General features: G+C 64.2%; 14 protein-coding genes. 6 read left to right on the top strand and 8 right to left on the bottom strand.

Going from position 1 to position 12,823, the window contains the following annotated elements; genetic code table 11:
- Positions 1-1,071, top strand: coding sequence for an AI-2E family transporter (locus AC1DOQ_RS09165; protein ID WP_477362381.1), 1,071 nt, complete (start codon positions 1-3; stop codon positions 1,069-1,071).
- Positions 1,072-1,284: 213 nt separating this feature from the next.
- Here AC1DOQ_RS09165 and AC1DOQ_RS09160 read toward each other — a convergent pair whose 3' ends face one another.
- Both AC1DOQ_RS09160 and AC1DOQ_RS09155 read right to left on the bottom strand, forming a co-directional pair.
- The gene (locus AC1DOQ_RS09160; RefSeq protein WP_477362379.1) at positions 1,285-2,610 is read right to left on the bottom strand and encodes an MFS transporter; all 1,326 of its coding nucleotides are present in this window, start codon (positions 2,608-2,610) and stop codon (positions 1,285-1,287) included.
- A gap of 120 nt (positions 2,611-2,730) precedes the next feature.
- Positions 2,731-3,498 carry a class II aldolase/adducin family protein gene (locus AC1DOQ_RS09155; RefSeq protein WP_477362377.1) on the bottom strand — a complete coding sequence of 256 codons (768 nt, stop codon included), beginning with the start codon at positions 3,496-3,498 and terminating at the stop codon, positions 2,731-2,733.
- A 131-nt stretch (positions 3,499-3,629) separates the two neighbouring features.
- On the opposite strand from AC1DOQ_RS09155, the gene AC1DOQ_RS09150 reads away from it, so the two are divergent.
- Together AC1DOQ_RS09150 and AC1DOQ_RS09145 are read left to right on the top strand one after the other, a co-directional pair.
- Positions 3,630-4,538: a LysR family transcriptional regulator gene (locus AC1DOQ_RS09150; RefSeq protein ID WP_477362376.1), complete on the top strand. Its 909-nt coding sequence runs from the start codon at positions 3,630-3,632 to the stop codon at positions 4,536-4,538.
- A gap of 214 nt (positions 4,539-4,752) precedes the next feature.
- A complete protein-coding gene (locus AC1DOQ_RS09145) occupies positions 4,753-5,109 on the top strand; it encodes an MmcQ/YjbR family DNA-binding protein (RefSeq protein ID WP_477362374.1) in 357 nt (118 codons plus the stop codon).
- A gap of 29 nt (positions 5,110-5,138) precedes the next feature.
- Here the strand turns inward: AC1DOQ_RS09145 and AC1DOQ_RS09140 are convergent, their stop codons facing one another.
- Positions 5,139-5,426, bottom strand: a complete 288-nt coding sequence (locus AC1DOQ_RS09140) for a hypothetical protein (protein WP_477362372.1) — start codon at positions 5,424-5,426, stop codon at positions 5,139-5,141.
- A complete protein-coding gene (locus tag AC1DOQ_RS09135) occupies positions 5,419-5,709 on the bottom strand; it encodes a hypothetical protein (RefSeq protein WP_477362370.1) in 291 nt (96 codons plus the stop codon). Before AC1DOQ_RS09135 ends, AC1DOQ_RS09140 begins: the two co-directional genes overlap by 8 nt.
- Positions 5,710-5,892: 183 nt before the next feature.
- Here AC1DOQ_RS09135 and AC1DOQ_RS09130 point away from each other — a divergent pair, with 183 nt between their 5' ends.
- The 3 genes from AC1DOQ_RS09130 (at position 5,893) to AC1DOQ_RS09120 (ending at position 9,156) form a co-directional block, all read left to right on the top strand.
- Complete coding sequence (locus tag AC1DOQ_RS09130) at positions 5,893-8,286, top strand: TonB-dependent receptor plug domain-containing protein (protein WP_477362368.1); 2,394 nt, start codon at positions 5,893-5,895, stop codon at positions 8,284-8,286.
- A 139-nt stretch (positions 8,287-8,425) separates the two neighbouring features.
- Entirely contained in the window at positions 8,426-8,692 is a 267-nt protein-coding gene (locus AC1DOQ_RS09125) for a hypothetical protein (protein WP_477362366.1), read from the top strand.
- A gap of 95 nt (positions 8,693-8,787) precedes the next feature.
- Entirely contained in the window at positions 8,788-9,156 is a 369-nt protein-coding gene (locus tag AC1DOQ_RS09120; protein WP_477362364.1) for a hypothetical protein, read from the top strand.
- Here AC1DOQ_RS09120 and AC1DOQ_RS09115 read toward each other — a convergent pair.
- The 4 genes from AC1DOQ_RS09115 to AC1DOQ_RS09100 all read right to left on the bottom strand — a co-directional run bounded on the left by AC1DOQ_RS09115 (position 9,153) and on the right by AC1DOQ_RS09100 (position 12,773).
- The gene (locus AC1DOQ_RS09115; RefSeq protein WP_477362362.1) at positions 9,153-9,626 is read right to left on the bottom strand and encodes a GNAT family N-acetyltransferase; all 474 of its coding nucleotides are present in this window, start codon (positions 9,624-9,626) and stop codon (positions 9,153-9,155) included. The two genes, AC1DOQ_RS09120 and AC1DOQ_RS09115, sit on opposite strands and share 4 nt — an antisense overlap.
- A gap of 101 nt (positions 9,627-9,727) precedes the next feature.
- Entirely contained in the window at positions 9,728-10,753 is a 1,026-nt protein-coding gene (locus AC1DOQ_RS09110; protein WP_477362360.1) for an MBL fold metallo-hydrolase, read from the bottom strand.
- Positions 10,750-12,114, bottom strand: a complete 1,365-nt coding sequence (locus AC1DOQ_RS09105; protein WP_477362359.1) for an ATP-binding protein — start codon at positions 12,112-12,114, stop codon at positions 10,750-10,752. The genes AC1DOQ_RS09110 and AC1DOQ_RS09105 overlap by 4 nt, the downstream gene beginning before the upstream one ends.
- Complete coding sequence (locus AC1DOQ_RS09100) at positions 12,111-12,773, bottom strand: response regulator (RefSeq protein ID WP_477362357.1); 663 nt, start codon at positions 12,771-12,773, stop codon at positions 12,111-12,113. The genes AC1DOQ_RS09105 and AC1DOQ_RS09100 overlap by 4 nt, the downstream gene beginning before the upstream one ends.
- Positions 12,774-12,823: the final 50 nt, after the last annotated feature.

The following is a 12,823-nucleotide window of genomic DNA, read 5'->3' as shown; positions in this document are numbered from 1 at the left end:
ATGAATCTACCTGCCAGCCAATACACCCTCCAGCAAAAAGTCTTCCTCTTCCTCCTGGCCGTCGTCACCATCGGCTTCGTCTGGATCCTGACGCCCTATGCGGGCGCGGTGTTCTGGGGCGTGGTGCTGGCGATCCTGTTCATCCCCCTTTACCGCCGCCTGCTGCGCGCCACCGGCCAGAAAGCCAACCTGGCCGCCCTGCTCACCTTGGGCTCGATCGTGGTGATGGTGATCATCCCGGTGGCCCTGATCAGCGCCTCGCTGGTCCAGCAGGCGGTCGGGCTGTACAACATGATCAGTACCGGCCACATCGATTTCGGCAAATACTTCCGCCAGATCATCGGCGTGCTGCCGGACTGGCTGACCGGCCTGCTGCAACACTTCGACCTCACCAACCTCGCGACCATCCAGGAAAAGCTGTCGAGCGTCGCCGCCCAGGCCAGCCAGCTCGCGGCCAAGTACACGCTCAACTTCGCCAGCAACACCTTCGACTTCCTGGTCAGCATGACGATCATGCTCTACCTGCTGTTTTTCCTGCTGCGCGACGGCCATTCGCTGGCGGGCCGCATCAGGACCGCGGTACCGCTGAGCCGCAAGTACAAGCAGCGCCTGTTCACCCATTTCACCACCGTGATCCGCGCCACCGTCAAGGGCAATGTGCTGGTCGCGATGGCGCAGGGCGCGCTGGGCGGCCTGATCTTCTGGATCCTGCACGTGCAGGCGCCATTGCTGTGGGCCGTGGTAATGGCCTTCCTGTCGCTGCTGCCGGCGGTCGGCGCCGCCATCGTGTGGGCACCGGTGGCCGTGTACTTCCTGGTGACCGGCGCGATCTGGCAAGGCGTGGTGCTGATCCTCTTCTGCGTGTTCGTGATCGGCCTGGTCGACAACTTCCTGCGCCCCATCCTGGTCGGCAAGGACACCAAGATGCCGGATTACGTGGTGCTGCTGTCCACGGTGGGCGGCATGGCTCTGTTCGGGCTGAACGGTTTCGTGATTGGACCAGTGATCGCGGCGCTGTTCATCGCCGCCTGGGACCTATTCTCGACGGCCGAAGAGTTTCACCAGGAATAAAAGCGCCTGGCTACCCTCTTGCTTATTCTTGGAGCCATCCGCCCATACACCGAACCGTCCGAAGGCTCCGCTATCGGTGGGAGCGGACATCATGGCTACAACCAGATAACATTCCCGCCATCACGACATCACATATTTAGCGACACGACATTCTCGCGCCGAGGCATTAAAGCTTCGTGCGCGAGACAGTCTCGATGATTAATATGAGGATGATTAGCTGACGACCTTGCTCTTACCTTGTGGTGCAGCGACGGGAACATTAATTTTCGGACCCCGGCCCCGAACAAAAATGAGGGTTGCGATCGCTGCGGTAACCGAGATTCCAGCAAGTGCGTACAGTCCACCAGTAAAACTTCCCGATGCCTCCTTGATCCAACCGACAGCGTAGGGACCGACGAATCCCCCAAGGTTGCCCACCGAATTGATAAAGGCAATTCCGCCTGCCATTGCTGTGCCGCTCAGGTAGGCAGCTGGCAGCGGCCAGAATGGCCCTTTCAGACCCAGGATACCGACCGCAGCGAGCGCCAGCGACAGGATCGACCAGATCGAGCCGCCAAACGCGGCGGCAAGATAGAGGCCTGCCGCAGCCATTAGCATGGTGGCGACGAGGAACAGGCGACGCTCCTTCGTTCGGTCCGACCAGTAGCCGATGACCAACATGCCGATGCAGCCGACGATATACGGCAGCGAGGTCAGGAAGCCGACCTGCAGGTTCGAGTAGCCATGCTGCTTGATCATTTGCGGCAGGAAGGACGACAGCCCGACGTTGGCCGCAGTGCCGCAGAAGTACACGAAGCTCAAAGCCAAGATAGCAGGATTTGTGAACACCGTGCGCAGCGACGAGGATTGCTGGGTCGTTCCCGCCATTTCGCGGTCGGCGGCCAGCTGCTCTTCAAGCCAGCCTTTCTCCTTGCTGGATAACCAACTTGCTGCTTCCGGTCGCTCGGTCAGGTAACGCAAAACGGCCCACGTAGCGAGCACAGCCGGCACCCCTTCGATGATGAACAACCACTGCCATCCCTTCAGACCATAGAGGCCATCCATCTGCAGGATCCAGGTCGACAGCGGCGCACCGACTGCGATCGACAGCGGGATCGACAACATGAAGGCGGCGATGATGCGTGCGCGGTAGCGCGCCGGGAACCAATAAGTCAGATACAGCACAACGCCTGGAAAGAATCCGGCTTCAGCAGCGCCGAGCAGGAAACGCATGACAATAAAGCTGGTTGGCCCCTGGACGAAAGCCATGCCGGCCGACAGGAGGCCCCAAGTGAACAGGATACGCGCGATCCAACGGCGTGCTCCGACACGGGCCAGCATCAGATTACTGGGCACTTCAAACATGCAGTAGCCAAGAAAAAAGATGCCAGCGCCCCAGCCGAAGACATAAGCGCTTAGGCCCAAGTCCTTGTTCATGGTCAGCGCAGCGAAGCCGACGTTGATCCGGTCGATGTAAGACAGCACATATAAAGCCATGAGCAAGGGCACAAGGCGCCAGAAGATCTTGCCCATCACCTGCTTTTCATTGATGATTTCCATCGTTGTCTCCTTAATGTTGCATATCAGCTTCTTTCGACTGCAGTCGCTCGATCGAAGAATTGCCGGTCAAGCAGGCGGAGCCGTCCGTCTGACTTATGAATTGTTGGAAATGAAGAGAAATCAGTCGCGGTACGAAGTATCGCGGCGATCGAGAAGCCGGATCATGGCTGGCCACTCCATGATTCCGTAGGGTCGGCGTACTTGAGGCTCAAACTGATGAGCGGTTTTGGCGATAACGTGCTGTTGCGGCAGGTGCAGGGCTGTGTTGCAGGCCAATGCGTCGAGCTGGGTCTTGCAGGCGTTCTCCAACCAGTACATCGTGTTGAAAGCTTCGGCCACACTCGGACCGCAGGTCAGCAGTCCGTGATTACGCAGGATCATGACGTCCGAGTCTCCGAGGTCGGCGACCAGGCGTTCGCGCTCATCTACGTCTACAGCAACGCCTTCGTATTCGTGATAAGCGATCTTGCCGAAGCGCATATTGGTCTGAGCGATCGGCAACAGGCCGCACTCCAGTGCAGACACGGCCATTCCGCTGCGGGTGTGCGTGTGGATGACGCAATCCACTTCGTGACGGGCGCCGTGGATGGCACTGTGGATCACGTAGCCCGCCGGGTTGATGCCGTAGGTCGGGTTGGGATTAAACAGGATGTCGCCCGCAAGGTTAATCTTGACGAGGCAGGATGCAGTAATTTCCTCGTATAACAGGCCATAGGGGTTGATCAGGAATTCGTCATCTGCATCGGGGACCTTGCAAGTGATGTGATTGTAGATGAGGTCGGACATGCCGAAATGGGCGATCAGCCGATAGGCGGCGGCAAGGGTGACCCGCGCCTCCCATTCGGCTTCGGATACCAGGTTGCGGACGCTTTGTACTGGATGGTTCATGATGCTCCCTTATCGAGATAAACAGGCGTGAGCTGATTGTCGATTAAAATTTTTAAGGGATACAGAGCAGATCATCACCTTTGAACCATAAGGAAATTATCTTCTCGTGCCTGTCGTGCTAGACTTTTGACATGGACACACGCTTTTTGCAGACTTTCGTCGCTGTCGTGGAATGCGGATCGATAGCGGAAGCAGCACGTCGGCTCGACCTAACGCCGGCCGCTGTTGCAGCCCGGATCCGCACCTTGGAAGAGGACTTGGGAGTAGGACTGGTCAACAGGTCCGGCCGAGCCGTGAAGCCGACGGAGGCCGGGTTACAGATCCTGGACCAATCGCGCGGTGTAGTGCGCAACGTGGCCGATCTCCGCGCGGCAGCGATTGATCAGGTCGGACTAGGGCAGCTACGCATCGGCAGCTTCTTTTCCGCAGCCATCTCGATCGTTTCGCCGGCCCTCGAAAAGCTATACGCCGACCACCCAGAGTTGTCGGTTTTTGTCGATGTCGCGCACTCCGCAGAACTGGCGACCAAGGTGATGGCTGGAGAGCTGGATGCTGCCATTGTGGTTGAACACCAGTTCGCCATTCCCAAGGCATGCGCATGGCATGCCCTCACCCAAGAACCCCTCATCCTTATTGCCCCTGGCACGTTCAAGAGCGATGAAGACGCGCACGCCTTGCTGCGTTCGGAACCTTTCATCAAGTACGACAGACGTATCTGGGGTGGACGCCTTGCGGATCGCTATCTACGGGAACGCGACATTCAGCCGCGGGTGAGACTCGAAATCGATGGCCTGATGACCATTGCAAGCTTCGTCAGCCGCGGTCTCGGGATATCACTGGTTCCTGACTGGGCGCCCATGTGGGGGCCAAATTTGTCGATGACCCGGATTACCCTACCAGGAACGGCACCCACCCGGGGAATCGGGCTGCTGAGAACGGTACGCGGCCCACGCGACAAGCTGGTCGATGAACTGTTTCAGTACGCATTGGCTGTCTGTCGACCAGATTCAACCATTAACTCCACGAATGGATCTGGATAGGCTTTTTGGTATATCAGGTACCTCGATAGGCCTTTGTTTTCCTAAAGGAAGCCATTACTACTGCGGAGCTTCGATGTTATTCCCGAAGCTTTGTATGCTACGCCCCAATCTGGCCCGGTTGGCGGGCCGTTCTTGCAACATCAAAAAATTCGTAGCTCACCGAGGCCATCACGCTACTATTGGCGTTTGCTTGACACGATAGGGAGAGCGGGAGATGGATTTCGAAGCCGCCAAGGTGCTGTGCCGCAGTTTCGCGGGCTGTACGGAGGACATCAAATGGGGCGCTGACCTTGTATTTTCGGTCGGCGAAAAAATGTTCGCGGTGACAGGCAGTGCGACGCCCGCCGAGGGCATGAGCTTCAAGGTCGAGGACGATCGCTTCCTGGAACTCACCGATCGTCCCGGGATCATTCCGGCGCCCTACCTGGCGCGCGCCAGGTGGGTGCATGTCGACAAGGACGCGGATTTATCGGATCAGGAAGCGGCGGCGTTGCTGCGCCGCTCGTACGAGCTCGTATTCGCCAGGCTGACCAAGAAGCTGCAGCGCGAGATTGCCGCCGGTGTGGCGTAGCGGCCGTACGCCTTGAACACGTTCTTCAATCACCTGCCGGCGATGTCTTGCGAGGCTTCGCCGGAGCCCGCCTCCTGCAAGCGATGCGCGTCCTTCGCCTCCAGCGTCATCCCGTAGATCCGTTTCAAATCCTGGATGCGCGCCAGGCTCTCCTCGCCGAACGCGCTCTTGCCCTCGAAGGCATGCAGGACGATGCCCTCCACCAGGTCGCCAAGGCTCATGTCGTGGTACTCGGCCAGCCCCTTCAACACCTTCAGCATCCGCTTCTCGATGCGCAGGCCGGTCTGGACCCGCTCCACCGTCACTTTCTCAGCCATGCTTGCCTCCACATTGGACGAGGTCCGGCATGGCAAAGGTCTTGCGCGCGGCGCCGGAGGCCAGCAGTGCCATGAAGGCCACCGTCACGGTCTCGTGGTAGAGGTCCGGCTTGCCCAGCTTGCCGGCCAGCGCCTGCAGGCCGTCGCGCATCGCGATACAGGCTTCGAGGAAGGGGCGTGAACGCAGCAGCAGAAAGGCGGCGCGCAGGTGAGCACGGTGGTCGAATCCTGCCGGCGCGAGACGCCCGGCGGCGAACGCGGCGATGAATTCCTGGTCGGTCATGGCTGCCTCCAAAATGGCCGACTATGGTACCAATGTACCAAAATAACGTCCATACGACGCTGCTCTGCAATATGAGTCCAACTTATAAGCATCACTGTTGTAGTTATGAGACGTTCAACTTCTTGCCTTAGGTTGCCAACTGGTAAATTCATGGAAATGCAATATTTCCCAAGGAGCCAGCACTTGAAACCCAACGCGATTCGTCAATCCCTTCTGCTCGCCTTTTACGGCAGCGCCGCCCTCGCCGCCCTGCCGTCCGGCGCGCTGGCCCAGACCACGGCGCCGGCCGCTGCCGACGCCAGCACCATCCAGAGCGTGAACATCGTCGGCTCGCGCCGCGTCGGCAACACCTCGGCCACCGATACCACGGTCCCGGTCGACTACATCCCGCTGACCAAGTCCGCCGAACAAGGCGGCCAGTTCGACCTGGCCCAGACCCTGGCGAACATCTCGCCCTCGTTCAACTCGACCCGCCAGACCGGTGCCGACGGCGCCGACCTGGTCGACTCGGCGGCCCTGCGCGGCCTCGGTTCCGACCAGACCCTGGTGCTGGTGAACGGCAAGCGCCGCCACACCACCGCCCTGGTCAACCTGTTCGGCGCGCGCAACCGCGGCAATACCGGCACCGACATGAACGCGCTGCCGCTGCTGGCGATCAAGGACGTGCAGGTGCTGCGCGACGGCGCCGCCGCGCAGTACGGCTCGGACGCCATCGCCGGCGTGATCAACGTCGAACTGAAGAAGAGCCTGGGCTGCGAATCGATCGCCGGCTTCGGCGAGTACTCGAAGCACGACGGCAAGAACTGGCTGGCCTCGGCTTACTGCGGCGTCGCGGTGGCGGACGGCGTGCTCGGCATCACCGGCGAATACTACGACCGTGGCCGCTCCAACCGCGCCGAGCCGGACAACCCGCGTACCATCGGCGACACCAAGGTCAAGAACCAGACCGTCTACGTGAACGGCGAATTCCCGATGGGTCCAGGCAAGCTCTACCTGACGGCCGGCGCCCAGACCCGCGATGCCTCCTCGGCCGCCTGGGCGCGCGGCGGCATCGGCTCCGACGACATCCCCTCGCGTAACTCGGCCGCCATGTACCCGGACGGCTTCGTCCCCTACATCAACGGCGACATCGACGACCGCTACGGCATCCTCGGCTACCGCACCCGCATCGGCGAATGGGCCGGCGACTTCTCGCAGACCTATGGCTACAACCGCATGCGCTACAACATCTCGCATACGCTGAACGCCTCGATCGCCAACCTCGACATGACCAAGGGCGGCAAGGGCATCAGCCCCTCGCAGTTCGACGCCGGCGGCTTCTCCTTCCGCCAGCTGACCACCAACGCCGACTTCAGCCGCTACTACGCCGACGTACTGGGCGGCCTGAACGCGGCCTTCGGTTTCGAATACCGCGCCGAGAACTACCAGATCTTCGCCGGCGAACCGGGTTCGTACATCGACGCCGACGGCGTGGGCGTGGGCGGCAATGCCGGCAGCCAGGGCTTCCCGGGCTTCCAGCCGGGCGACGCCACCAGCCGCGACCGCCACAGCAGCGCCGCCTACCTCGACTTCGAGGCCGACCTGAATGCCCGCACCAAGCTGCAGGCCGCCGTGCGCCACGAGCGCTACTCGGACTTCGGCTCGACCACCACCGGCAAGCTGGCGGGCTCCTTCAGGGCCACGGATGACGTGCTGCTGAGGGCCTCGGCCAGCACCGGCTTCCGCGCGCCTTCGCTGCAGCAGGTCTACTTCTCGTCGACCTTCACCGACTTCATCAGCGGCGTGCCGATGGACGTGGTGCTGGCGCCGAACGGCGGCAAGGTCGCCAACGCGGCCGGCATCCCGCAGCTGAAGGAAGAGAAGTCGAAGAGCTACACCCTGGGCCTGACCTGGACCCCGAGCAAGTCGGTCTCGGTGACGGCCGACCTGTACCACATCGACATCGACGGCCGCATCGTGCTGTCGGGCCGCTTCGACGCCGACAACTACCCGAAGCTGGGCGCGACCCTGGCAGCACTGGGCGTCGGCCAGGCGCAGTTCTTCGTGAACTCGGTCGACACCCGCACCCAGGGCCTGGACCTGACCGCCTCGCACCGCATGGACATCGGCGGCGGCAAGCTGGCCACCTACCTGGCGATGAACTTCAGCCGCACCGAAGTCACCGGCGTGCACGCACCGAGCGCGCTGGCCGGCTTCGAGGACGTGCTGCTGTCCGAGCGCGAGCGCCTGTTCATCGAACAGGGCGGCCCGCGCCGCAAGGCCACCCTGGACTTCGACTACACCAAGGGCAAGCTGGAAACCGACTTCCGCATCGTCCACTACGGTCCGCAGACCCTGGGCACCTTCTCGGGTCCGCCGGTGCCGAACCAGCACTACGAAGCCAAGACCTCGGCCGACCTGTCCTTCACCTGGTCGTTCACGGACAAGACCAAGCTGACCGTCGGCGGCACGAATATCTTCAACGTGCATCCGACCGTGCAGAATCCGGACGAGACCGACAACGGCTTCAAGTACGAGAGCGTGCAGTTCGGCCTGAACGGCGCCGCTTACTTTGCACGGGTGGCGCACAAGTTCTAAATCCACCCGCCGCTCAGCGTCTCAAACGTCGCCCCCGCGAGGCGGGGGCCCAAGCTTGCCTTGCAAGCCGCGCCATTCCGGCGCGGCTGCCTTTCGCGAGTAGAATCCGTTCTCAATTCACGAACTACAAAGGCAAGCGATGAAAAAGACGGACCTGGCAAAGAGCGATGCAAAGAAATTGATGAACCAGATGGCGGCCAAGGGCGCCACGTTCGCTGGAGCCGCATCGGGACCTGCGCCCGACCGCCGCGAACAGCGCGAGCGTGAACGCGCCCTGGGACTGGTACCATTTGCCGTCAAGCTGAACAGCGGCCTGGTACAGCAGTTGCAGACGCTGAGCAAGGAACGCGGTGTCGAGTTGAACCAGCTGGTGGCGGAGCTGCTGCAAAAAGGCCTGTCCGCCTGACACTCCCGGCACCCCGGCGCATCGGGCGATACCCAAGGTGGCGTCACGCAGCCTCCAGGGGAAAGCGCTGACGCCGGCGCCCAAGCCTGCCGATAATGGCTGCATTTCCCGCTGCGGAAGCGCGCCATGCACCCACGTCGATCCGGCCGGACCTGTGCTGTATCGAGATCGACCAGGCCGCCACGCAATCGGCAAAGCGGACCGCGGCCGGCAGCGGCGTCGGCTTCATCGCCGCCGACCTGGCGCGGGAAGAGCTGGGCGCGCTGCTGGCAAGCCATCCGGGCTTTCGCGCAAATGGCGGCGGCCGCGCCGCGCAGCCGGGTAGCCTTCACCTGGCTCGATCCGTGCTGGAAAAGCTGAATGACAGCGGCGACCTGCTGGACGGCGCGGACAGGGCCGCGCGCCCGATGGAAGGCGAGTACATCGCACTGGCCGCGGCGGCCCCGCCGGCAGGCAGGTCCTAGGCCGCGACGGTCTCCACCCGCCACATGCCGAGCGACTCATACAGCGCGATCGCGGCGTGGTTGCCGGCGTCGACTTTCAGGTCGACCGCATGCGCGCCGCGCTTGCGGAAGGCCTGGCAGGCGTGGCCCATCAGGGCCGAGCCGAGGCCCAGGCGGCGGTGGCCCGGCAGCACGACGAGGTCCTTTACGAAGCCGGAGGTCCAGGCGATGCAGGCGGCGGCCAGGGTGCCGATCGGCGTCTCGACCAGCAGCACCAGGCGGGCGTCGAATTCCGGGTCGGTCGACAGCACGCGCCACCATTCCTCGCGCGGCGCCAGGGCGCCGCCGTTGGCCGCATAGGCCTCCTGCAGCAGCGTGTGCAGGGCCGGCACGTCGGCGGCGGACCGGAAGGTGCGCATCGTATACGGGTAGACGGAGACGGGTTCCTCGAGGGAGGGGCCGAGTTCGCGGCGGTAACGGTGGATTTGCATGGCGCTCACATTTGAGATCGGGAGTGCAGATTCTACGGCCGCGAAAGGCGCTGCGAACGGCGGCGCCGGGCTTTCCCCCATTCGTGGTGTGGCGCCGATGCCTATCGCTCGCGCCACCAGGCCGGGCCGGCCTGCGGCCGCGCGGCGGCCAGGGCGGCGCCGATCTCCGGCGTCGCCAGCGGCACGCCGGCAGCCCCGGCCAGCGCCGCGATGCGCTCCAGCGGTTCGTACCAGGGGTGGAAGGCCAGGTCGAAGGTGCCGTTATGGATCGGCATCAGCCATTTCCCCCGCAGGTCGAGGTGGGCCTGCAGGGTCTGTTCGGGCTGCATGTGGACGTCGGCCCATTGCGGGTCGTAGCCGCCGGTTTCCAGCATGGTGAGGTCGAAGGGACCATAGCGTTCGCCGATCTCCCCGAAGCCGGCGTGGTAGCCGGTATCGCCGCTGAAGAACAGGCGCAGGTCGCCGGCGTCGATGACCCAGGACACCCACAGGCTGCGGTCGCCGTCGCCCAGTCCGCGTCCCGAGAAATGCTGGGCCGGCACGGCCGCCAGGCGCACGCCGCCCAGCTGCGTCTCCTGCCACCAGTCGAACTGGCGCACCCTGCCCGCGTCGACGCCCCAGCGGACCAGGCGGTCGCCGACGCCCAGCGGCGCCAGGAACAGTTCCGCCTTCGGCGCCAGGCGCAGGATGGCGTCGTGGTCGAGGTGGTCGTAGTGGTCGTGCGACAGGATCACGGCGCGCAGCGGCGGCAGCTCGTCGATCGCCAGCGGCGGCGCATGGAAGCGCTTCGGCCCGGCGAAGGAAAACGGCGAAGCGCGTTCCGCGAACACCGGGTCGGTCAGCCACCAGCCGCCATCCAGCTTGATCAGCACGGTCGAGTGGCCGAGGCGGAACAGGGTCCCGTCCGGCGCCCGTTCGAGCGTGGCCGCATCGAGCGTGCGCACCGGGATCGGCCGGTCCGGCACCGTGGTCGCCGGCTTGGCGGTCAGCATGCGCCAGACCAGGCCCAGGGTTTTACGGAAGCCCATCGCCTGGCGCGGGACCACGTTGCGGTAGGCGCCGTCGGCGCGGCGCAGCGAGCCGGCCTGCGCCGCCGCGATGGCGTCAAGGGAAGAAAGGTCGTTCATGCCGGGAAGCGTACCACGGCCTCGAGCCCGCCCAGGCGGGCCGACTCGCCCAGCGACAAGGTGGCGCCGTGGCGCTCGGCGATCGCCTTGATGATGGCCAGGCCAAGGCCGCTGCCGGCGGCCTCGCTGCCGGGCACGCGGTAGAAGCGGTCGAATACGCGCTCGCGTTCTTCCGCCGGGATGCCTGGGCCGCTGTCCTCGACCCGGACGCAGAGCTGCTTGCCGGCCGCGCCCTGCTCCGCCGTCACCGACACGTCCACCGTGCCGCCGCCCGGGGTGTACTTGATCGCGTTGTCGACCAGGTTACGCAGCAGGATCATCAGGGATTCCGGCTGGCCTTCGACTGCCCCGGGATCGGCGCGCTGCAGGCCGAGGTCGATGTGCTTGTTCTGGGCGACGCCGATCAGGTCGGCCACCGCGCGCTTCGCCAGCTCGGCCAGCATGACCGGCTGGTGCGGGGCGGCGCTGGCTTCCTGGCGCGCCAGCACCAGCAGCTGCTCGACCAGGCGGGTGGCGCGCTCGATGCCGGCCGACAGGCGCGAGATCGCCAGCTTGCGCGCCTCCACGCTGTCGGCGCGCTGGTCGGAACGCTCCAGGCTCTGCACCTGCAGCTTGAGCGCGGCCAGCGGCGTGCGCAGCTCGTGGGCGGCGTCGGCCACAAAAGTCTGCTGGGTGTCGAAGGCCTGGCGCACGCGGCCGAACAGCAGGTTCAGTTCCTGCACCAGCGGCCTCACCTCGTCCGGCAGGCCGGCGTCCGACACCGGCGACAGGTCGTCGGCCTGGCGCGAAGCCAGCTGCTTGCGGACCCGCGCCACCGGTTCCAGCGAGCCGCTGATGACCCACCACACGACCAGCATCAGGATCGGCATCATCACCGCGATCGGGCCCAGCGTGCGCAGCGCCAGGTTGCTGGCCATGCTCTTGCGCACGGCCAGGTCCTGGGCCACCTGCACGGTCTGGGCGTTGGTCTGGATCGAGAAGATGCGGTAGGTGGTGCCGTTGGCGCGCACGTTGGAAAAGCCGAGCACCGCGCGCTGCGGCAGGCGCGCGTGCGAGGCGCTGCGGAACACCTGCACGCCGTCCGGCGACCACACCTGCACCACCAGGTCGTCGCTGCCGCTCAGCGGGGTGTCGACGTTGCCGGGTTCCTCGCTGTTGGCCAGCGGGACGCGCGAGCGCAGCGACAGCGCCATCTGCTGCATGTGGTAGTCGAAGATCTGGTCGGCGTCGGCCAGCGCGGTGCGGTAGGCGATCGAGGCCTGGGCCACGGCGGCGATGGTGATGGCCGCCAGCACGTACCACAGCAGGCGGCCGCGCAGGGAGTGAGTGAGCTTGACCTTGGCTTTTTTACCGGGACTCATGCCTTCGGCACCATGTAACCCACGCCGCGCACGTTCTGGATCAGGTCACTGCCGAGTTTCTTGCGCAGGCCGTGGATGTAGACCTCCACCGCATTGCTGCTGACTTCATCGCGCCAGCTGTACAATTTTTCTTCCAGCTGGGCCCGCGACAGCACCGCGCCCGGACGGGCGACCAGGGCTTCCAGCACGGCCCACTCGCGCGCCGACAGCACGACCGGCTGGCCGTCGACCAGGGTCTCGCGGGTGGCGGGATTGACGGAGATGTTCTTGTATTCGAAGACGGGTTCGGCGCGCCCGGCGGCACGCCGCAGCAGCGCACGGATGCGCGCCAGCAGTTCGTCGAGGTCGTAGGGTTTGAGGACGTAGTCGTCGGCGCCGGCGTCGAGCCCGGCGATGCGCTGGGCGACCGAGTCGCGCGCGGTGGCGACCAGCACCGGGGTGCGGTCCTTGCGGGAACGCATGGAGCGGAGCACTTCGAGCCCGTCCTTGCGCGGCAGTCCCAGGTCGAGCAGCACCAGGTCGTAGTTCTGGTTCTGCATCAGGGCCGTGTCGGCCATCTCGCCGTCCTTGACCCAGTCGACGGCGTAGTGCTCGGCCCGCAACAGGTCGAGCACCACTTCGCCGATCATCGTATCGTCTTCCACCAGCAACAGCCGCATCAAATCCCCCGATTCTCAGAAAACCATGCGGATAGAAGAATCTTTCGAGT

Source organism: Massilia sp. 01N417 (assembly GCF_056399645.1).
This window is presented reverse-complemented; position numbering and strand designations above follow the sequence as displayed.

What these genes read in the sequence shown, in the direction of transcription:
- AC1DOQ_RS09120 (WP_477362364.1), top strand. Translation starts at nt 8,788, where the DNA reads ATGGCTGCATTTCCCGCTGCGGAAGCGCGCCATGCACCCACGTCGATC.
- AC1DOQ_RS09150 (WP_477362376.1), top strand. Translation starts at nt 3,630, where the DNA reads ATGGACACACGCTTTTTGCAGACTTTCGTCGCTGTCGTGGAATGCGGA.
- AC1DOQ_RS09165 (WP_477362381.1), top strand. Translation starts at nt 1, where the DNA reads ATGAATCTACCTGCCAGCCAATACACCCTCCAGCAAAAAGTCTTCCTC.
- AC1DOQ_RS09160 (WP_477362379.1), bottom strand. Translation starts at nt 2,610, where the DNA reads ATGGAAATCATCAATGAAAAGCAGGTGATGGGCAAGATCTTCTGGCGC.
- AC1DOQ_RS09140 (WP_477362372.1), bottom strand. Translation starts at nt 5,426, where the DNA reads ATGGCTGAGAAAGTGACGGTGGAGCGGGTCCAGACCGGCCTGCGCATC.
- AC1DOQ_RS09100 (WP_477362357.1), bottom strand. Translation starts at nt 12,773, where the DNA reads ATGCGGCTGTTGCTGGTGGAAGACGATACGATGATCGGCGAAGTGGTG.
- AC1DOQ_RS09110 (WP_477362360.1), bottom strand. Translation starts at nt 10,753, where the DNA reads ATGAACGACCTTTCTTCCCTTGACGCCATCGCGGCGGCGCAGGCCGGC.
- AC1DOQ_RS09105 (WP_477362359.1), bottom strand. Translation starts at nt 12,114, where the DNA reads ATGAGTCCCGGTAAAAAAGCCAAGGTCAAGCTCACTCACTCCCTGCGC.
- AC1DOQ_RS09115 (WP_477362362.1), bottom strand. Translation starts at nt 9,626, where the DNA reads ATGCAAATCCACCGTTACCGCCGCGAACTCGGCCCCTCCCTCGAGGAA.
- AC1DOQ_RS09125 (WP_477362366.1), top strand. Translation starts at nt 8,426, where the DNA reads ATGAAAAAGACGGACCTGGCAAAGAGCGATGCAAAGAAATTGATGAAC.
- AC1DOQ_RS09135 (WP_477362370.1), bottom strand. Translation starts at nt 5,709, where the DNA reads ATGACCGACCAGGAATTCATCGCCGCGTTCGCCGCCGGGCGTCTCGCG.
- AC1DOQ_RS09145 (WP_477362374.1), top strand. Translation starts at nt 4,753, where the DNA reads ATGGATTTCGAAGCCGCCAAGGTGCTGTGCCGCAGTTTCGCGGGCTGT.
- AC1DOQ_RS09155 (WP_477362377.1), bottom strand. Translation starts at nt 3,498, where the DNA reads ATGAACCATCCAGTACAAAGCGTCCGCAACCTGGTATCCGAAGCCGAA.